This window comes from Pelagimonas varians, assembly GCF_003208435.1.
Classification (GTDB): Bacteria; Pseudomonadota; Alphaproteobacteria; order Rhodobacterales; family Rhodobacteraceae; genus Pelagimonas; species Pelagimonas varians.
On the sequence record NZ_QKMF01000005.1, the window covers coordinates 256003 to 274728 of the forward strand.

At 55.4% G+C, this 18726-nt stretch carries 22 protein-coding genes and 1 tRNA gene; 10 read left to right on the forward strand and 13 right to left on the reverse strand.

The window, feature by feature from the left end:
* Positions 1 to 51: 51 nt before the first annotated feature.
* Positions 52 to 552: an Lrp/AsnC family transcriptional regulator gene (locus C8N36_RS09065; RefSeq protein ID WP_097804379.1), complete on the forward strand. Its 501-nt coding sequence runs from the start codon at positions 52 to 54 to the stop codon at positions 550 to 552.
* A 91-nt stretch (positions 553 to 643) separates the two neighbouring features.
* Here the strand turns inward: C8N36_RS09065 and C8N36_RS09070 are convergent, their stop codons facing one another.
* The 5 genes from C8N36_RS09070 to lgt all read right to left on the reverse strand — a co-directional run bounded on the left by C8N36_RS09070 (position 644) and on the right by lgt (position 4695).
* Entirely contained in the window at positions 644 to 1447 is an 804-nt protein-coding gene (locus C8N36_RS09070) for a Hint domain-containing protein (RefSeq protein WP_245910773.1), read from the reverse strand.
* 248 nt (positions 1448 to 1695) lie between these two features.
* The gene (locus C8N36_RS24135) at positions 1696 to 1854 is read right to left on the reverse strand and encodes a hypothetical protein (RefSeq protein ID WP_170125844.1); all 159 of its coding nucleotides are present in this window, start codon (positions 1852 to 1854) and stop codon (positions 1696 to 1698) included.
* 137 nt (positions 1855 to 1991) lie between these two features.
* Positions 1992 to 2750: a peptidoglycan editing factor PgeF gene (gene pgeF, locus C8N36_RS09075; protein ID WP_097804382.1), complete on the reverse strand. Its 759-nt coding sequence runs from the start codon at positions 2748 to 2750 to the stop codon at positions 1992 to 1994.
* Positions 2747 to 3811, reverse strand: coding sequence for a class I SAM-dependent methyltransferase (locus C8N36_RS09080; protein WP_097804383.1), 1065 nt, complete (start codon positions 3809 to 3811; stop codon positions 2747 to 2749). The genes pgeF and C8N36_RS09080 overlap by 4 nt, the downstream gene beginning before the upstream one ends.
* Entirely contained in the window at positions 3808 to 4695 is an 888-nt protein-coding gene (gene lgt, locus C8N36_RS09085; RefSeq protein WP_110767867.1) for a prolipoprotein diacylglyceryl transferase, read from the reverse strand. Before lgt ends, C8N36_RS09080 begins: the two co-directional genes overlap by 4 nt.
* Positions 4696 to 4789: 94 nt before the next feature.
* On the opposite strand from lgt, the gene C8N36_RS09090 reads away from it, so the two are divergent.
* Positions 4790 to 5035 (forward strand): accessory factor UbiK family protein, encoded by a 246-nt coding sequence (locus C8N36_RS09090; protein WP_097804384.1) that lies wholly within the window; start codon positions 4790 to 4792, stop codon positions 5033 to 5035.
* 66 nt (positions 5036 to 5101) lie between these two features.
* On the forward strand, positions 5102 to 5503 hold the full coding sequence (locus C8N36_RS09095; protein ID WP_097804385.1) for a hypothetical protein: 402 nt from the start codon (positions 5102 to 5104) through the stop codon (positions 5501 to 5503).
* A gap of 156 nt (positions 5504 to 5659) precedes the next feature.
* Here C8N36_RS09095 and rpiB read toward each other — a convergent pair whose 3' ends face one another.
* The 5 genes from rpiB to dapF are packed head-to-tail and all read right to left on the reverse strand — an operon-like array spanning position 5660 to position 9636.
* Positions 5660 to 6100 carry a ribose 5-phosphate isomerase B gene (gene rpiB, locus C8N36_RS09100; protein ID WP_097804386.1) on the reverse strand — a complete coding sequence of 147 codons (441 nt, stop codon included), beginning with the start codon at positions 6098 to 6100 and terminating at the stop codon, positions 5660 to 5662.
* A gap of 42 nt (positions 6101 to 6142) precedes the next feature.
* Positions 6143 to 6835 (reverse strand): CDP-alcohol phosphatidyltransferase family protein, encoded by a 693-nt coding sequence (locus C8N36_RS09105; RefSeq protein ID WP_097804467.1) that lies wholly within the window; start codon positions 6833 to 6835, stop codon positions 6143 to 6145.
* 53 nt (positions 6836 to 6888) lie between these two features.
* A complete protein-coding gene (locus C8N36_RS09110) occupies positions 6889 to 7506 on the reverse strand; it encodes an FMN-binding negative transcriptional regulator (protein ID WP_097804468.1) in 618 nt (205 codons plus the stop codon).
* A gap of 55 nt (positions 7507 to 7561) precedes the next feature.
* The gene (gene mtaB, locus C8N36_RS09115) at positions 7562 to 8839 is read right to left on the reverse strand and encodes a tRNA (N(6)-L-threonylcarbamoyladenosine(37)-C(2))-methylthiotransferase MtaB (RefSeq protein ID WP_097804387.1); all 1278 of its coding nucleotides are present in this window, start codon (positions 8837 to 8839) and stop codon (positions 7562 to 7564) included.
* Positions 8836 to 9636 carry a diaminopimelate epimerase gene (gene dapF / locus C8N36_RS09120; protein WP_306456911.1) on the reverse strand — a complete coding sequence of 267 codons (801 nt, stop codon included), beginning with the start codon at positions 9634 to 9636 and terminating at the stop codon, positions 8836 to 8838. Before dapF ends, mtaB begins: the two co-directional genes overlap by 4 nt.
* Before the next feature lie 177 nt (positions 9637 to 9813).
* On the opposite strand from dapF, the gene C8N36_RS09125 reads away from it, so the two are divergent.
* A tRNA-Lys gene (locus tag C8N36_RS09125) sits at positions 9814 to 9889 on the forward strand.
* Between the two features lie 174 nt (positions 9890 to 10063).
* Here the strand turns inward: C8N36_RS09125 and C8N36_RS09130 are convergent.
* A complete protein-coding gene (locus tag C8N36_RS09130; protein ID WP_097804389.1) occupies positions 10064 to 11278 on the reverse strand; it encodes an acyl-CoA dehydrogenase in 1215 nt (404 codons plus the stop codon).
* Positions 11279 to 11379: 101 nt separating this feature from the next.
* On the opposite strand from C8N36_RS09130, the gene C8N36_RS09135 reads away from it, so the two are divergent.
* Positions 11380 to 12264 carry a LysR family transcriptional regulator gene (locus C8N36_RS09135; RefSeq protein ID WP_097804390.1) on the forward strand — a complete coding sequence of 295 codons (885 nt, stop codon included), beginning with the start codon at positions 11380 to 11382 and terminating at the stop codon, positions 12262 to 12264.
* Here the strand turns inward: C8N36_RS09135 and C8N36_RS09140 are convergent.
* A complete protein-coding gene (locus C8N36_RS09140) occupies positions 12254 to 13075 on the reverse strand; it encodes an ABC transporter permease (protein ID WP_097804391.1) in 822 nt (273 codons plus the stop codon). The genes C8N36_RS09135 and C8N36_RS09140 overlap by 11 nt on opposite strands.
* A 117-nt stretch (positions 13076 to 13192) precedes the next feature.
* Here C8N36_RS09140 and C8N36_RS09145 point away from each other — a divergent pair, with 117 nt between their 5' ends.
* The 3 genes from C8N36_RS09145 to C8N36_RS09155 all read left to right on the forward strand — a co-directional run bounded on the left by C8N36_RS09145 (position 13193) and on the right by C8N36_RS09155 (position 16146).
* Positions 13193 to 13786: a GcrA family cell cycle regulator gene (locus tag C8N36_RS09145; protein ID WP_097804392.1), complete on the forward strand. Its 594-nt coding sequence runs from the start codon at positions 13193 to 13195 to the stop codon at positions 13784 to 13786.
* 134 nt (positions 13787 to 13920) lie between these two features.
* Complete coding sequence (gene rimO / locus C8N36_RS09150; RefSeq protein WP_097804393.1) at positions 13921 to 15297, forward strand: 30S ribosomal protein S12 methylthiotransferase RimO; 1377 nt, start codon at positions 13921 to 13923, stop codon at positions 15295 to 15297.
* Between the two features lie 9 nt (positions 15298 to 15306).
* Complete coding sequence (locus C8N36_RS09155) at positions 15307 to 16146, forward strand: hypothetical protein (protein WP_170125845.1); 840 nt, start codon at positions 15307 to 15309, stop codon at positions 16144 to 16146.
* A 10-nt stretch (positions 16147 to 16156) separates the two neighbouring features.
* On the opposite strand, the gene C8N36_RS09160 is transcribed toward C8N36_RS09155, so the two are convergent.
* Positions 16157 to 16618 carry a hypothetical protein gene (locus C8N36_RS09160; protein ID WP_097804395.1) on the reverse strand — a complete coding sequence of 154 codons (462 nt, stop codon included), beginning with the start codon at positions 16616 to 16618 and terminating at the stop codon, positions 16157 to 16159.
* 335 nt (positions 16619 to 16953) lie between these two features.
* Between C8N36_RS09160 and C8N36_RS09165 the strand changes: the two genes are divergently transcribed.
* Positions 16954 to 17532: a thymidine kinase gene (locus C8N36_RS09165; RefSeq protein ID WP_097804396.1), complete on the forward strand. Its 579-nt coding sequence runs from the start codon at positions 16954 to 16956 to the stop codon at positions 17530 to 17532.
* Between the two features lie 27 nt (positions 17533 to 17559).
* Entirely contained in the window at positions 17560 to 18711 is a 1152-nt protein-coding gene (locus C8N36_RS09170) for a benzoate/H(+) symporter BenE family transporter (RefSeq protein ID WP_097804397.1), read from the forward strand.
* Positions 18712 to 18726: the final 15 nt, after the last annotated feature.

The window sequence follows — 18726 nt, forward strand, 5'->3', positions numbered from 1 at the left end:
TTGCGTGGCCCTAGTTCACTGCTATAACAATCGCGAATTGAGGGGAATATTATGCCAACGCACCGGCTTGATCCAATTGACCGCATGATTCTGGCTGAGCTTCAGGCAGATGGTCGAATGACAAACGTCGAACTGGCCCGCCGGGTTGGTATTTCTGCCCCGCCGTGTTTGCGCAGGGTACGCACGCTCGAAGAACAAGGCTTCATCCGCGGATACCACGCAGAGGTGGATTCGCGCGAACTGGGTTTCGAGGTTCAGGTTTTTGCGATGGTTGGTCTGCAAAGTCAGGCGGAATCGGATTTGCGCGCCTTTGAAGAGCGATGCAGAGAATGGCCCTTGGTGCGTGAGTGTCATATGCTCAACGGCGAAGTGGATTTTATCTTGAAATGTGTCGCGCCGGACCTGTCAACTTTTCAAAGCTTTCTGACAGGTAACTTGTTGACTGCCCCCAATGTGGCAAGCGTCAAAACCTCGTTGGTCATTCGCGGAGCAAAGGATGAACCGGGCGTGCCGTTTGAAGTGCTTGAGGAGCGGCTGAGTCGCAAGGCTTAAGAACGCGACCAGATTTACCTACAAAAACCATTCGGCTTTTGAGATGGATAGTTGCGACGCCCGGAATTCCGGCTGGGCGCCGCGCAATTTCTCAGCTGTCCAAAAGTTGTTCGATCACTTTGCGTGTAGAGCGGGTCATGGAGACCTGCCCAAAGTCATTCAGATCAGTGATGTTCGGGAACATCGATAAGAACAACGCACGCATGTTCTGGCCTAAATCCTGACCGATGGATTTACCGGGGTGATAGGTTTCCAACTCAACACCGCTTATCTTGATGGTGGTGTGATGCTGCACCATCAAATGGTACATTTGAACGGTACCAGCAGGCGTGATTTCCAAGAAACGATCGCCGTCAGTGTAGTCTTGGATCGGTGCCAAAACAGTGTCTTGCCCTAGCAAACTGCGCAGTTTGTCATGCCGTACCACCATGCGTGCAGCTGGACCTACCAAAAGATCAAAACTTGGCTTTCCAAAGCCAAAGGCGTCGCTGGTGATCCGGGTCAAGCGTGTGAGTGATGTCGATTCATCACCTCGACCCGGCACATAAGTTGTGGATCCAATCCATGTCACCGGCTCTGCCCCATTGGCGGTTTCGATGTAATCGCCGGGTAGCAAGTCTTCGATAGCGACGGGTCCGCGAACAGTTTGGATCAGCGTACCGCGGGCAAATGCGCTGGCGCATTCCTCGAACAAAGGGGTTGCAGGGGCCACATGTTGACGAAACGAAACAGTCAGGTCGGGCAGAAGGGCCGCCGCCTCATATTTGCGCATGAGAGAGCTTGGGCGCTGAGGTTGCGAATCCGGATGCATGTCACCGGTATCCAGCCGATCGGCTGAAACGGGCGCGGAGAGAGCAGATTGCATTCTGGAGGTGCCGTGACGGAGACTGGACATGTGATCACCCTATACTCAGGTCGGTCACATTCGTGCTGGCCCCCACCAACAACGACAAATGGACGATTGCTTTTGCGTTTCGTTGATCACGAATAGGCCGCAATCAAAGGGGATGGTCAAGATTGGGCTGCTTTGAAGTCCGGTGCGGCGCATAATCCGGCGTGAATCAAATGGATTGTCATGAATTCATCAACAAGATCGCCACAATTCGGTACAGTTGCACCGAATTGAGCACAGTTTTAACAGAATCAGGCAGACCGTAGGCTGGACTTTAGCGCCACACGGCGACGGGCAATCATCGCCAAACGTGTGGCTCCACGTTCCCAAGGCATCTCGGTCTGGGTTTCCTTGGCGGTTGTGACAATCGATTTGATGAACCGCGAATTTATTTTCGGCGAGGGTGTCATGGGGGCTTCTCCGTGTCTGCTCAGATGGCGTTTGCGCCTGTATCCAAGTTTAAATCTGACCGGAAAATGGGGCGGGCTTGTGGCCTTGATGGGATAATACTGCGCCCATAGCTGTATTGTTTCCGCTTTTGCGGACCTCAGATTCGGATGCAGGAAATCAATCGACCGTAGTCCGCTTCGCCGGCATGTGTCGTGCGGCGATAGGAGTAGAACCTGTCTGAATCCGAATAGGTGCAGTGGCGTGTCCATTCAGCAGAAACCCCGGCACTGCGAAGCTTGTGAAGGCCGTAAGACGGCAGGTCAAATTGGGCCTTCTCACCCTGTCCGCCTGCAAAGAATCGGGCATTGTCGGGATCTTCTGCAAGAAAGCTGTCCAGAAATTCTGGACCGACCTCATAAGCGCTTTGGCTGATCGATGGGCCGATGACCGCTGTGATGTTTTCGCGTTTGGCACCCAGCGCAATCATAGCGTCGATTGTGGCCTCAAGCACGCCGCCTTGCGCGCCCTTCCATCCGGCATGTGCCGCACCAATTACTTGAGCATGGGGATCGGCAAACAACACTGGCTGGCAATCTGCCGTCAAGATCGAGAGGGCAACTCCGGGTGTGGCTGTGACCAAAGCATCAGCCTTGGGTGGCGTGTCCGGCATCGGAGCGTCCGAAACGGTCACGACATCGGCTGAATGCACCTGATAGACCGAAGCCAGTTCGGTGATCGCAACGCCCATTGCTTTGGCGACACGAGATCTGTTAATCGCAACAATTTCGGATTGGTCGGATGATCCTGACCCGCAATTCAAGCCGGAAAATACACCAGATGATGCGCCACCGCGGCGCGTAAAGAACCCATGATGAAACGGGGTCAAAACATCTGCTGTGATAATTTCCAATGTCATAGATCATACCCTGGAGGCGGAGGTGCGCCCTTGGGAAAGAGCGCAAGTGTCTTGAACAACGAACCCATTTCTTCGGGGTGCGTCAACCTGCGATGTGCAGCAATATGCGATTCCAGTGCCGGCCCGCTTAATGCATTGGCGAGAGACTGAGCGCGGGCGGTAATGCCAAGCCGCTCTAAAAAAACGCCTTGTGCAATGAGTTGACTGTGACTGGTCGCAGTTGCGGCCTTGGCTATGGCCTCAAAATCCACATGCGCGGTAAGATCAGCTTGTCCGGGATTGGCGAAAGGATCCACAGGTGTGTGTGCCTCAAGCGCCTGAAATGTATCGCCACGGCTGTGCCAGCCGCCATAGTCAAAAAACAGTGCCGCGCCGCCGTGCGCGGCAATACGGTCTGCAATTTCGGCGGTGATGGGGGCAGCGGGCGCGCAGAGCTCTACGGCTTCTCCTTCGGTAGTGTCATCCAGCCGATGGTCTAGCGCTTCGATCGGAGCGGGATCAGACAAACCAGCGACAAGCGAATCGCCCTGCCAAGCGACCATGGTTTCACGCCAGCCTTTTGCGTCGCGGGTGAACTGCCGTACGGGCAGGGCGTCGAAAAACTCGTTGGCGACAAGAAACAAGGGGGCGTCGGGCAAAGCCGCGATTGTGTCGTGCCATTTTGGTGTGAAAGCGCTGAGGCGTTGGGCTTGACTGGCCTGCAATGTAGGCGAGGCTTCGACCAGATGTAGATCAGCTGCGTCATGAAATCCGGGAACAGAGCGGGTGGCGCGCAATATATCGGCCATCAAGGTGCCGCGTCCGGGGCCAATTTCCGCTAAGGTAAACCTACTGGCGGCCCCTTGATCCAACCAGCTTTGGGCCAAACACAGACCGATCAATTCGCCAAACATTTGCGAGATTTCCGGCGCGGTGGTGAAATCCCCATCTGCCCCCAGCGGATCACGGGTGGTGTAATAGCCGTGGGCAGGGTGCAAAAGGCATTGCGTCATATATTCGGCTAGGGTGATCGGGCCGGTTGCTGAAATCTGGCGGGCTAGGATATCCTTTAGCGCGGTCATGCAGTGCTCCGGTTAGCGCGGGCAATGAACCAAAGGCCGACGGCGATCATCGGCAGCGTCAGCAATTGGCCCATGGTCAGCCCGTAGCCGTTGATATGGAGTGCCAGTCCAAGGGGGTTTCCAAGCGATTGAAATTGCGCGTCCGGTTGGCGGAAGAATTCAACGAAAAAGCGGGCCGCGCCATAGCCAGCGAAGAAAGTTCCGGCGATCAGGCCAGGTTTTTTGAGCGCGCCGCGCAGCACGAGTGCCAAAATGACCAGACCAAGGACAAGCCCTTCCAGCCCAGCTTCGTAGAGCTGTGACGGGTGACGCGCGCAGATATCACCCAAGGGCTGGCCGCAATCTTGAGCGCGAACTCCGGGGAAAATAACCCCCCACGGGACATCCGTGGCGCGGCCCCACAATTCGGCATTGATAAAGTTCGCAAGGCGTCCAAATAGCAACCCAGCAGGGGCCGCCAAGGCCAGCATGTCGGCAGTCGGAAGTTTGGGGATGTTATGGCGGGCGCAGAAAATCCACGCACCAATCACAGTCCCGAGAAAACCTCCGTGAAAGGACATTCCGCCCTGCCAGACAATCGGAATTTCGCCGGGATTGGCCAGATAATAGCCCGGTTGATAGAACAGCACATAGCCCAAACGCCCACCCAATATGATGCCTAAGATAATCCAGGTCAGCAGGTCTTCGATTTGCTGCGGTGTCATCGGCGGTTGATTGCCCTGCCAAAGGGCGGGGCGCCGGACGGTCATGATCGTGAATCGCCAGCCGAGCAAGATGCCTGCGATATAGGCCAAAGCGTACCAGCGCAGGGCTAAATGAAAGCCGAAGATGTCGATCGAGAACAGCTCGGGCGAGAGGGAGGGGAAAGGAATTGCAGCTATCATGCGTCCTGTTGCCTCTGGTTTTGGGGGGAAGTCAACCTTGTGACTTGCCCGAATGCGCACCATATAGAGAGGGAATGTAATACCGGAGTGACCTATGCAAACCCGCAATAAGGTATTTGAAGATATTGGCCAGTTGATGACCAACGCTATGGGCGTTGCTCAGGGGGCAAAAACCGAAGCCGAAAACGCGATGAGTTCGATGATGGACCGTTGGTTGGCTGATCGCGATTTTGTGACCCGCGAAGAGTTCGATGCCGTGCGCGCCATGGCGCAAAAGGCACGCGAAGAGAATGAAGCGCTGAAGGCGCGTTTGGATGCGCTGGAAGCTGCGTCCAAATAAGGATGGAGGGTGACGTTCGTCCTGCGGACATCACCCCACCCGCCATCCCGCAGGGCACGACTTGTTTTGGATGTAACTGTTGGGAACGGGCGTTTGATTAGATTCCTGAATCAACTTGATCACAATTTGAAGAACCGGTTTGTACCGGCTATATCCGGATCAGGCGAAAAATCGTTCGGACTACGTGTAGTCAAATTCAGTATCGCTGTTTTGGTGCTCGGTTTCTTTTCACAGTTGTTGTTTGGAAATGTTGCAGGCGGAAAAGTTGTCGGGGCACAGGTTTCGGACGGCGTCTATCTTTTAAAATTCACAGGATACGGTGGCGGCTATAGGTGGAAAGCCGTTGAGCCAGAAATCTATTGGTTTTGGCACGCGCACCGTACCGTGTTTTTCTTGAGCTTTGGAATCTTCCTGACAGGATATATTGCTTGTTTTATCAGGGCCGTGGTCCCGTGGCGTTTAGAATAGGTGAGGGGCATTTGCTTGCGACTTGCTTGCGACTTGCTTGTGTTTCATAGGCGGACATGCGCCCGCCTATGAGAGCCGAAAGCAATAGAGGTGCCCACCGTAAAAGGAGGCACCTCTTTGACTTGCCATTTCGTGGCTATGTTTTGGAGTGAAGTCTTATTCTCCGATCATATCCACCCGCGTTGCATGGCGGCCGCCTTCGAATTCGGTGCCCAGATAGGCGTCAACAATATCGAGCGCGAGGCCTTCGCCGACAACGCGTGCCCCGATGGACAGCATGTTGGCGTTGTTGTGGGCGCGGATCATACTGGCTGAAAACGTGTCAGAGCAGACGCCACAGCGGATGCCTTTGACCTTGTTAGCGGCCATCATGATGCCTTGACCCGTGCCGCATAGGATAATGCCCAAATCGCAATCACCCGATGCCACCAGCTCTGCTGCGGCTTGGCCGTGTTTGGGGTAGTGGGTGCTTTCCGGGCTGGTGGGGCCGATATCGACGGGCTCCCAGCCTTGCGCCTTGATATGTTCGGCAATGGTTTGGCGCAGTGCAATTGCGGCGTGATCGCTGGACAGGGCGATGCGTTTGTTGGCAGTCATGGCGGTGTCTCTCGTTTAGGCAGGCCGGTTTGGGCGCTGGGCTTACTTTTTCTCAGGAATGAGTTGCTGTGCGATTCCTGCAAAGAGCAGGTAAATGGACGTGATATTCAGCCCCCAATGGGCCCAGCTTTGGGGATGAAAATCGACCCAAGCGGCCCAGCCCGCAAAAAATGTCCAAGCCAAAGCCATCGGAAGCGACACAGTGCGCCAACGTTCCGTGCGCACGGGGTGGATAAATTTGAGCGGCAAAAACATAGCTACGGCCAGTACCGTGACCAGTGCGATAATAATCCAGAAATCAGGCCTCAAGGCGAAGAGCACAATCACCAGCATGTTCCAACAACCCGGGAATCCATGAAATGAATTGTCCGAAGTTTTCATCCGGCTGTCGGCAAAATACATCGCCGAGGCAAAAGTGATCACGATGATTGCGAACCAACCTGTCCAGCCTGGCAGTAAACCCGATTGGAACAAAGCGAAGGCAGGAATGAAGACATAGGTCAGGTAGTCAATGATCAGATCTAGCAGCACTCCGTCAAAGCGGGGCGCATAGGTTTTAACATTGTATTTGCGCGCCAACGGCCCATCGATGCCATCAACGGCGAAGGCCACGACCAACCACAAGAACATGAGCGACCATTTTTCCTGCGCAGCCGCAAGCATCGACAGCATGGCAAAAACGGCACCGGTGGCAGTGAACAGGTGAACAGCAAGGGCGCGGGTCTGATGTGTCATGCGCACGTATTGAACCATTCCGCAGGTCAGTGCAATTGCCCTGCGGCAAATGGTCAATCGGTTTTGGGTGGGGAAGTCATAAGCTGCGCCAGCTCCAATAATTCAGAGCCAAACCCGCTTTCGATTGCCGCCGCTGCTGCCCTGCGTGGTGCGTCGTCTTTATTTTGGTTCAACTTCCAAGTGCTGTCGAGGGTGTCGATCTTCAAGCGGAACGGCACAATCATACGCAAAAAACGAGCTTGAACATCATCGCTGGTTTTGTCCATCGTCCAAGGGGTTTTGGGCAATCGGGCCTCGTAGGCGGCTGATTGGGCCGCGAGCAGCGGGATCAGCGCGTCTTGAGGAAGGCGTTGAAGCGTGCCGGTCAGATGCACCGACACGTAGTTCCATGTCGGAACCTGGTCATCGATCCCGTACCAGTCCGGCGACACATAGCCGTCAGGGCCCGTCACGATCAGCCGTGCCGGTCGGTCCTCCGCTTCGCGTACAATCGGGTTTGATCGCACGAGGTGCAGCAGGGCTTCGGACCCGTCTTGGGACAGCAAAAACGGAATATGCGCAATCAACGGGACCGGATCGGCAGAAAGGGTCAGCGCGCCAAACGCCCGTTTGCGTGCAAAATCGAGACTAAGCGCAGCTTCGGTTTTGCGAAAACTCGGGTTGGGGTGCATGGTTAGGGCTTTCAGCTTGGGGTTGGCGCATGTTTCCATAGCGATTGGTGAGGCTTTAGCGCGGGCCTTGTGCGGTCAATTGCGTACCGGAAACTCCGCCAATGACAGCTGTTATGATTTGGCCAACAGGCTGCGGGTTGTCAAAGCGGACTTCGGTGAATTGCTCGGTCCTGCCCATGTCCGGCGATTCCATCAAGACACTATGGGTTTGCCCCACTTGGGCTGCCAGATGTTTGATCACTTGGGCATCACCGGCCGAACGCAAACTAGCGGCGCGTTGTTTAATCACTGAACCGTTGACCTTATTCGGGATTTTCGCGGCAGGGGTGCCGGGCCGCGACGAATAAGGAAAGACATGCAGCCAAGTCAGATCGCATTCTTCGACCAGTTTGAGCGAATTTTCGAAATGCGCTTCGGTCTCAGTCGGGAATCCCGCAATAATATCCGCCCCAAAAGTCATTTCAGGCCGCAATTTCCGCGCTTCTTGGCAAAACTCAATGGCGTCATCGCGCAAGTGCCGCCGTTTCATCCGTTTCAGGATTAGATCATCACCGTGCTGAAGGCTCAGGTGTAAATGCGGCATCAGGCGCGGTTCAGTGGCGATCGCCTGCATGAGATTGTCGTCCGCCTCAATCGAATCGATCGAACTGATGCGAAGACGAGGCACATCGGTCAGACGCAATATACGCATAACCAGATCGCCCAAGCGTGGCTCTCCGGGAAGGTCGGCCCCCCAAGACGTCAAATCAACGCCGGTAAGGACCACCTCGTTATAGCCTTGCTGCACCAATCGTTTGATTTGATCGACGACAACACCGGCAGGAACAGATCGCGAATTGCCGCGTCCGTAGGGAATGATACAAAACGTACAGCGGTGATCGCAGCCGTTTTGAACCTGCACATAGGCGCGGCTTCGGCTGCCAAACCCGTCAATCAGGTGTCCGGCGGTTTCTGTAACCGACATGATGTCGTTGACCTGAACCTTTTCGGTCTCGCCGATGAAATTCGGGCCTAGACCAGCCCATGTTTCCGGCGACATTTTTTCGGTGTTGCCGATGACGGTGTCGACTTCTTCCATAGCGGCAAAGCTGTCTGGATCAATTTGTGCGGCGCAGCCGGTGACGATCACTGTCGCATCCGGATTTTCACGGCGCAGCCGCCGGATTTCCTGACGGGCCTTGCGCACAGCTTCTTGGGTCACGGCACAGGTGTTGACCACGACGGCATTGCTGACACCAGCTTGCTGCGCCAAATCCTTCATGGCTTCGGTTTCATAGGCGTTGAGGCGGCAGCCTAATGTGGTGAATTTGGGACCTGAATAGTCGGACGTCATGAATTTGCCTCCAGCCAGCGGGCGGTGAAGGCACCGTCAAACACGTATGCGGTGCCGCCTGTCATCCAAACGCCATCGTCGCGCCAATCGATGTGCAAGGTGCCGCCCATCAGGTCAACACGGACAGAGCGCCCCGTCAGGCCACGCCGCGCCGCTGCAACCGCAGTTGCACAAGATGAGGAGCCAGAGGCCAAGGTAACCCCGACACCGCGTTCCCAGACCCGCATTTTCAGGTGGTTGTCGCCCTCAAGGCTGGCGAATTGCACATTGGTGCGTTCGGGATACAGCGGGTGATGTTCGATTTCAGAACCGCGTGCGGCCAGATCAACGGCATCTGCGTCGGGGACGAAAAACGTACAATGCGGGTTGCCCATGCCAGTGGCTGTGGGCGCACCGTCAATGGGCAGCTCAAGCGTGTCTATTGCGCTTGCCAGCGGGATCTCATCCCAACTCAGTTGTGGATGGCCCATGTTGACCGACACCAAGCCATTGCCCGCATCGACGGCCCGCAGGGTACCGCGATCCGTTGTCAGGGTCAGATCGACTTCTTTGGTTTCATCCATCAAATAGCGGGCAATGCAACGTGTGGCGTTTCCGCAGGCCGCCGAGGTCGATCCGTCGGAATTGTAAAAAGTCAGATGCGGATTGCCGTCTCGCAAAGAGATTTCGGCCAGCTGGTCGAATCCCACGCCGCAATGGCGATCCCCAATCGCGGTCACTAGCTTTGGCGACAACTCATGCGTGCGTTTGCGCGAGTCGATCACGACAAAGTCGTTTCCGAGGCCGTGCATCTTCATGAAAGGCAAGCTGGTATGGGGATTTGGCTGTATCATACCCGCGCATATAGGCGGATCACGTGGCAAAAGAAAGCTGCGCCGCAGCGGCTGTTTCAAAGAAAATCAAAAAACCTTCAAAAAGGATTGTTTTCGGGGTTGACCCTACCCCCCCTAATTTCTAGAAGCGCCACACAGTGTGGGCCGTTAGCTCAGTTGGTAGAGCAACTGACTTTTAATCAGTTGGCCGCAGGTTCGAATCCTGCACGGCTCACCACTTACACCCCAAGGGCTTGGTCTTAATTGACTGAGCCCTTTGGCGTTTCCGGGCCCGAGCCTATTTCTTAAGCACGCATTTGATGCACGATTGCAGGGCTGGCGCAGACACCCGCGAATACAAAAACGCCCGCGCCTTGGGGAAGGCGCGGGCGTTTTGCTACATGGTCTAAGTTTAGAAGAACGCCTGTAGGCCAGTTTGCGCCCGCCCAAGGATCAGCGCGTGAACATCATGCGTGCCTTCGTAGGTGTTCACAGTCTCGAGGTTCACCATGTGACGAATGACGTGGAAGTCCTGACTGATTCCATTGCCACCATGCATGTCGCGGGCGTGGCGCGCGATGTCCAAAGCTTTGCCGCAATTGTTGCGTTTGATCATCGAAATCATTTCAGGGGCCGCCTTGGCTTCGTCCATCAAGCGCCCAACGCGCAAAGACGCCTGTAGCCCAAGCGTAATTTCTGTTTGCATGTTCGCAAGCTTCAGTTGGAACAATTGTGTCTGCGCCAATGGTTTGCCGAACTGTTTGCGATCCAACCCGTACTGGAGGGCGGCATGCCAGCACGCCTCGGCCGCGCCCATAGCGCCCCAGCTAATTCCATAGCGAGCACGGTTCAAACAGCCGAAGGGCCCCTTGAGCCCCGAGACGTTGGGCAAGAGCGCGTCTTCGCCAACCTCGACGTTGTCCATGACGATTTCGCCGGTGATCGAGGCGCGCAGGGATTGTTTGCCCTCGATCTTTGGTGCGCTGAGCCCCTTGGTGCCCTTATCCAGAGCAAAGCCTTTGATCTTGCCGTCATGTGCGTCCGATTTCGCCCAAACAACAAAGACATCGGCGATGGGCGCGTTGGAAATCCACATTTTGGACCCGTTGAGCACATAGCCGCCATCCACCTTTTTGGCAGTGGTTTTCATGCTGCCGGGGTCTGAACCCGCATCGGGTTCGGTTAGACCAAAGCAACCTATGAATGCGCCACTGGCCAGTTTGGGCAGGTATTTCTGACGCTGCTCGGCGGTGCCATAGGCGTAGATCGGATACATCACCAAGGATGATTGCACCGACATCATCGACCGATAGCCGCTGTCAACGCGTTCAACTTCGCGCGCGACCAAGCCGTAGGTCACATAGCCGCCGCCAAGCCCGCCGTATTCTTCGGGGATTGTGGTGCCAAGCAGGCCCATTTCGCCCATTTCGCGGAAAATGTCGGGGTCGGTCTGTTCATTGGCAAAGGCGTCGGTGACCCGCGGCATCAGCTTGTCCTGTGCATAGGCGCGGGCGCTGTCGCGGATCATCCGCTCGTCTTCCTCAAGCTGGCTTTCCAGCAAAAACGGATCTTCCCATGAAAAACTGGACAGGCCGGGCTGGGATTGGGGCGACAGGTGCGATGACATGGGGCATAGCCTTTTGAAATGAGGTTTGATTATGACATAATCGCAAGAACCTTGCCCGCAAAGCGAATTTCCGGCATGAAATCATTCCGAAAGGGAATGATATGTCAGCTTCACGGCGATTTACGCCTCCATTGTCCTGTCTCACTGCCTTTGAAGCGGTGGCGCGGCACGGATCTGTCACTGATGCCGCCCGCGAACTGGACCTGACGCAAAGCGCGGTCAGCCGTCAGATACAAAAGCTGGAATCGCAAGTCGGCGGCTTGCTGTTTGAGAGGGATCGCAAGCGGCTGCATGTGACTGCGCAGGGGGAAACCTATGCCCGTGAAATACGCATGGCTTTGGCGCAAATCCAAAATGCGACGATTGCGCTGCAAACCAATCCAGATGGCGGCGTATTGAACCTTGCCAGTCTGCCTAGCATTGGCACTCATTGGCTGGCCCCGCGACTGCCGGCGTTTTTGCGCGCACACCCGGGCATCACTTTGAACATGTCAACGCGGTTTGTACCTGTCGATTTTTCGGAGGAAACCGCCCATGCCGCGATACAACACGGACAGGGGGATTGGCCGCGCGTCGGAACGATGAAGTTGTGGGACGAGCAGATGTTGGCCGTGGCGGCCCCCGATTTGTTGCAAACGGGTGATGCGGCCACGTTGCCACGGTTGCAGCTTGAAACCCGTCCGCAGGCTTGGGCAGACTGGTTTGCTGCACAGGGCCTGCCAGAGCCGGGGCGGCCTGCGATGGTGGTCGATCAATTCGGTACCATGTTGCGGGCGGCGCAGGCAGGGTTGGGTCTGGCCTTGATGCCCGACTATTTGGTTGCTCAAGAAATCGGGAACGGATCGCTATTGGCGCTACCGGGCGCAAAGCCGGTCAGCATCGGGGCCTACTATCTGGTTTGGCCGGAAAACGCCGGAGAGTATCCGGCGCTTGTGGCGTTCAGGGATTGGTTGCGCATGGCCTCAGCCACCCGCTTTATGCCTTGAGCCGGTAGCCGCGATGAAACCATGCCCAAGCCAAAGTACAGATGGCAAGTGTTGAGACCAATGCAAAGCCAAAGCCGAACATCGGATTGCTGTCCGACACACCGATGATTCCCCAACGCGCGCCGTCAATCAGGTAGAATACCGGATTCAGATGGGTGATTTGGTACAAGACAGGGGGTAATGCTTCGACCGAGTAGAAGGTGCCGGACAGAAAAGCCAAAGGTGTGACGATAAAGTTGGTGATCGCCGCCATCTGATCAAATTTGTTGGCAATGATACCCGCCAATATGCCGACGGCCGACATGAAAGTCGCGCCCAAGATCACAAAGGCCAAGGCCACAAACGGGTGCGCAGGTACGATGCCCAAAACCGCCCAAAGCCCCAGACCGATTGCCATGGCGACAACCAGACCGCGCGCAACGCCGCCGGCCAAATAGCCAAGCACCAATTCAAAGGCCGACAGCGGCGGCATCAATGTATCAACGATATTTCCTTGCACCTTTGAGATCACAAGCGAACTAGAAGTATTGGCGAACGCGTTCTGAATGACCGTCATCATCAATATGCCCGGGGCGATAAAAGTCGAAAAAGATACGCCCATCACATCACCACGTTTGGACCCGATGGCGATGGTAAAGATCAGCATAAACAGCCCTGCGGTCACCAGTGGGGCCAACAAGGTTTGCGTCCAGACATTGGCAAAGCGCAGGATCTCTCGCTTGGCCAAAGTTTGCAGTCCCAGCCAATTGACCGCGCCAAAACGGCGATCTCCGTGTCCAAAATTCGGGGTAATTTGCTTGGTCTGTGGCATTAGAAGTTCCTTGTTTCGCCCGCTGACTTGTAACTTGCTTTGCAATGATTAGAATAGGGCTCAACTCAATAAACGACAGGCGGTCCCGTGGGGCCGCTTTTTCAGTGGGAAAATGCCATGTCCTGGACCGATGAACGCGTCGAGCTGCTCAAAAAGATGTGGGGTGAGGGGCAATCCGCAAGCCAGATCGCCAAAGAATTGGGCGGCGTGACGCGCAATGCCGTGATCGGCAAAGTGCACCGTTTGGGGTTGTCCAACCGTGCAGGTGCGACTGCCGGAGCTGATGCCAAGCCAAAAGCGAAGGCGGAGCCAAAGCCCAAGGCCGCTCCTCCTAAACCCGCAGCGGCACCTGCCGCAGAAGCCGCACCCAAGCCGAAACCGGCCCCCGAGCCAAAGCCGGTTGCCTCGACGCCCGCGGTTTTGCCTGCGCGCAAGCAGATCATTCCGGCTGGCCAACCGCTGCCTCCGCAGCCTTCGGCCAATGAAATCTCACCCGAGGCTTTGGCTCGTGTATCCGAGATCGAGAAAAAAGCCAAAAAGCTGACCTTGATGGAACTGACCGAGCGGACATGCAAATGGCCGGTTGGTGACCCTGCAACCGATGATTTCTGGTTCTGCGGCCTTCCTGTTCAGCAGGGTAAACCCTATTGCGAAGCCCATGTCGGCGTTGCCTTTCAACCGATGAGCGCGCGGCGTGATCGTCGCCGGTAGCACCGGTTAGATAGAATCTTGAAGAAGCCCTGCCATTCCGGTGGGGCTTTTCTTTTTGTGGCGGAGCTTTGCCTTGGCGGGGCGCAGCCCATCTGAGCCCTTTCCACAGGGGCTGCGCTGGGCTATAGGCGCGCATGGTTCAGAATCCGCCCAATCTCCGCCCCGATCTCGCGCCGCGTGCGCAACTTGGTGATACGCGCCGCGAAGGCCAGCCGTCTATCGGCATGGTGTCTCTTGGCTGCCCCAAGGCATTGGTAGACAGCGAACGCATCCTGACGCGGCTGCGGGCCGAAGGCTATGGCATCTCGCCCGACTATAGCGGCGCGGATGCGGTGATTGTGAACACCTGCGGGTTTCTCGACAGTGCCAAGGCCGAAAGCCTTGAGGCAATTGGCGAGGCATTGGCAGAAAACGGCAAGGTGATCGTGACCGGTTGTCTGGGCGCGGACCCCGAATACATCACCGGTGTGCATCCCAAAGTCATGGCTGTCACCGGCCCGCATCAATACGAACAGGTGTTGGACGCCGTGCACGATGTCGTGCCGCCCAGCCCAGATCCGTTTATCGATTTGCTGCCCGCACGTGGGATCAGCCTGACTCCACGCCATTTCAGCTATCTCAAAATTTCCGAGGGCTGCAATCACAAGTGCAAATTCTGCATCATCCCCGACATGCGCGGCAAACTCGTTTCGCGGCCACACAAAGCTGTGCTGCGTGAGGCTGAGAAACTGGTCGAAGCGGGTGTTCAAGAATTGTTGGTGATTTCCCAAGATACCAGCGCCTATGGTGTCGATTGGAAAGACGGTGAGCGCGGAGCCGAAAAACACATTACGGCTTTGGCGCGGGATTTGGGGAGCCTCGGGGCATGGGTGCGTCTGCACTACATCTATCCCTACCCCCATGTCCGCGAGTTGATTCCCTTGATGGCCGAAGGATTGATTTTGCCCTATCTGGATGTACCGTTTCAACACGCACACCCTGATACCCTGAAACGTATGGCGCGACCTGCAGCGGCGGAACGCACGCTGGACCGGATCGCGGAATGGCGCGGGATTTGCCCGGATATTACACTGCGGTCAACTTTTATTGTTGGCTATCCCGGCGAAACCGAAGACGAATTTCAGACGCTTCTGGATTGGATGGACGAAGCCCAATTGGATCGTGTCGGTTGTTTTCAATATGAGAACGTGGCTGGTGCCCGGTCTAATGATTTGCCGGATCATGTCCCAGAAGAGATCAAGCAAGATCGCTGGGACCGCTTCATGGAAAAGGCACAGGCGATTTCCGAGGCCAAACTAGAGGCCAAGGTTGGTCAGGTCATGGATGTGATCGTTGACGACGTAGATGAAGACGGTATTGCAACCTGCCGGACAAAGGCGGATGCTCCGGAAATTGACGGCAATCTATTCATTGACGAAGATGCCGCCCATCTAAAGCCCGGACAAATCGTGTCAGTTTTGGTCGACGAAGCGGGCGAATATGATCTTTGGGGTAAACTGACCACCAAGTAAGAGGTTGCTTTGTATTCAAATATGTCAGCGGAGGCTGTTTTTCGTGCCTTGGATGAAATGCCAAAACGCCAGCGAAACACTGCAGTCCAAAAACTTATTTATAAAAAGGGCCAGCGCCCAGTTGATCTGACTGAGCAGACTCTTTTGCTTGAGCAGTTGTCTCAGGACGCTGGTTTACAAAGCATTGACAAGATTTACGCCTTGATCGCCGGATCGCATAAGGTGTGTGAGCTAGTCCAGACTGACGAGGCGGAAAAATGGTCGATGCGTCTTGAAGATGCGTTGGCTGTGGCCCGCGACATGCCATATTCTTTTGGTCTGCGCAAAGACCGGACACATCTGGTATTTTCCCTGTTGAATGTTGCGATGAATTTGGACCTTCTGGCAGGCGGACACCGGTTGGGGGCATATTCAAAGGCAACTTTTGAAGAAGTTGAGGGACTCAAGCTGCACAAAATGACCCCGTACTTGTTCAACTCGACGTCAAACGTCGTCAAAGCGGTTGGAATTTCCTTGTTACGAGACCCCAGCGCGCTGAACAAACAAACAGACCTGATGTTGCGGTTGATGTCTTTCGGGATCGAGATCAACAATCCAAGCCATTGGCGGATCTATCGCAGTTTTCAAACGCCAAAGACGTTGGCTGAGGTCAAGACCCGTGCTGCGTTTGAGTCGTTTCGAAACTCGATGCGGCGGGTCGACCGGATAGAAGATGCAGCCAAGGCAACAAAAAATGACCGGCCCAATCGCCTACGCGATGTTGCCGCTGCCTGTTTGGCGCAAAGCAACGAGGCCCAAAAAGCAGCGCTTATGGCATCGGTCGAGGTGCAATTGGCCCCGACTTGGTAAGGCTGAAAGTTTAGCTTTGTTCGTCTTCGAGGTGCATTTTCATATCGATAAGCACCTTTTGGATCTGCAAGGTTTCTTTCAACAGGCGTTTGGCTTCGTTTGCGGTGATGATACCGTCCTCAATGGATTGGTGGTATTCCGCCATCAACATGCCAAAGCGCTGCGAAAGAACGATTACATCGGAGTTAACGCCGCCACTTTCGGATTTTGAATTCCGGCGCGAATCATCGAAATGAAGGGTAATCCCCTTGAGTTCTGCCAAAGCCGCGGTGACATGCGGATAAGAGGCCGCTTCTTCCAATGCCGCAACGGCATCAACAGGCATGAACCGGTCGCCATGTTCGGGATAATCCGAATAATAGCGCCCAAGGGTCGCCTTGGATTTTCCTGTCAATTCGCAGGCCGCTTCGATGCCCACGTCTTTGACTAGGGCTTCAATGTGCTTTTTCAGATACCGTCCGACAGGTGCCATGTCTTACCCTCGTGCCCGGTGTCATTTTCCGGGGAACTTCTTAACTCCATTCCCATTATCGCTATCAGTTGGAAATGTCATGTATAAAACACGCCCACATGTTGTGGGGGATACGAGTTTCCGGTTCCCAGACCGGACTTGGTGTTGAGAAGGGAAGGCTGTGAATGGTCTTCTGGGGGTGCTTTGGTAATCCGCCCCTTCTCGTTAAAACTTGTTGGCTTGGCGTCAGAATCCCGCGACCCCCGGGGATATCCCTCAGGATTCTGACCCAAGCTGATAGGTTCGCATGACAACATACTTGCCCATTTAGGCCAGTTGCGGCACATGCTCGGATCATGGCCAAATTGCACTTTCAATACTCAACCATGAACGCCGGCAAATCGACTTTGTTGTTGCAAGCTGCGCACAACTACAATGAACGTGGCATGCAGACCTATCTGTTGACGGCCTCTTTCGACAATCGCGCTGGTATCGGCCAGATTGGGTCACGTATTGGCTTGTCACGTGAGGCGGATTTGTTTGAAAGCACTGCCGATCTGTTTTCAAAAATCGAAATGCGTCTCGGCAAGGGGGCAGTCGCCTGTATTTTCATCGACGAAGCGCAGTTTTTAACACGTGATCAAGTCTGGCAGTTGGCCCGTGTTGTTGATGATCTCAACGTGCCGATAATGGCCTACGGATTGCGTGTGGATTTTCGCGGCGAACTGTTTCCGGGATCGGCCGCGCTTTTGGCATTGGCGGATGAAATGCGCGAAGTGCGGACCATTTGCCATTGCGGACGCAAGGCCACTATGGTCATTCGGCAAGATGAAAACGGGCGGGTGTTGGTAGATGGTGAGCAGGTGCAAATTGGTGGCAACGAGACCTATGTTAGCCTGTGTCGCCGTCATTGGCGCGACGCGGTTGGCGATTAAGACGCGCCAACAATTGGCCTCAACAACATGCCTTTGAATGCGCAAACATTTTGGACCGGTCTTGTTGTTGCCGTCGTCGGTTTTTTCAGTTCCTTCCCGATCTTTTTGCAAGGTGTATTGGCCATGCAGGCGACCCCGGAGCAAGCGTCTTCGGCATTGATGGCCGGAGCGGTGTCTATGGGGTTGGCTGGGATCGTCCTTAGCCTTTGGCTAAAAGTGCCCGCAAGCGTGGCATGGTCCACCCCTGGTGTGGCGTTTCTGGCTGTATCGGCCCCGGATAGTGCGGGATTTGCAGGGGCGGTTGGAGCCTTTGTTGTCGCTGGTGTCTTGTGCGTCATCGCGGGCTTTTGGAAGCCCTTGGCGCGACTGGCGGCATCAATCCCTGCCGCGATCACAATGGCGATGCTGGCCGGGGTTTTGTTGTCGATTTGTTTTGTACCATTTCGGGCCTTGGGTGAAGCGCCACAGGTGGCCTTACCAATCATGTTGACTTGGTACGTCGTGGGGCGGTTTTCACGCTTGTTCGCGGTTCCTGCGGCAGTGTTGGCAACGCTGGTTTTGGTGGTCGTCCACAATGGCGGCGGGCTGGCTGCACCGGACCATGTGCTGACGCATCCGGTGCTTGTGGTTCCGGTGTTTTCAGTCTCAGCGGTTTTGGGCTTGGGATTGCCGCTTTTCATCGTAACGATGGCCACGCAAAATATTCCCGGTGTGTCGGTGCTCAAAGCGAACAACTATCAACCGCCGACAGGGAAAATGTTTGCGACTGTTGGCCTGTTCAGCATATTGAGTGCACCGTTCGGAGCGGTTGCGACCTGCGTTGCGGCGATCACGGCGGCGATGTGTTGCGATGAACATGCCCATCCAGACCCCGCACAGCGATATATGGCGGCGGTTTGGGGCGGGGTGTTTTATTGCGTGTTTGGCGTCATGGCCGCGGTGGTCACACATATCGCGGGTTTGGCCCCACCGATGGCGATGGCCTGTCTGGCGGGGGTCGCCTTGTTCAATGTCTTCGCGGGATCGGCATCAGCTGCGTTGAAAGACGAAGACACACGCGAGGCCGCGGCTCTCACTTTTGTTGCTACATCCTCAGGAGTAAGCATTCTAGGGCTGGGCGGGGCCGTTTGGGGCTTGCTGATTGGATGCGTTGTCCATTTGATCAAGCGCAAGATGTAACACCTGCGCTGATCG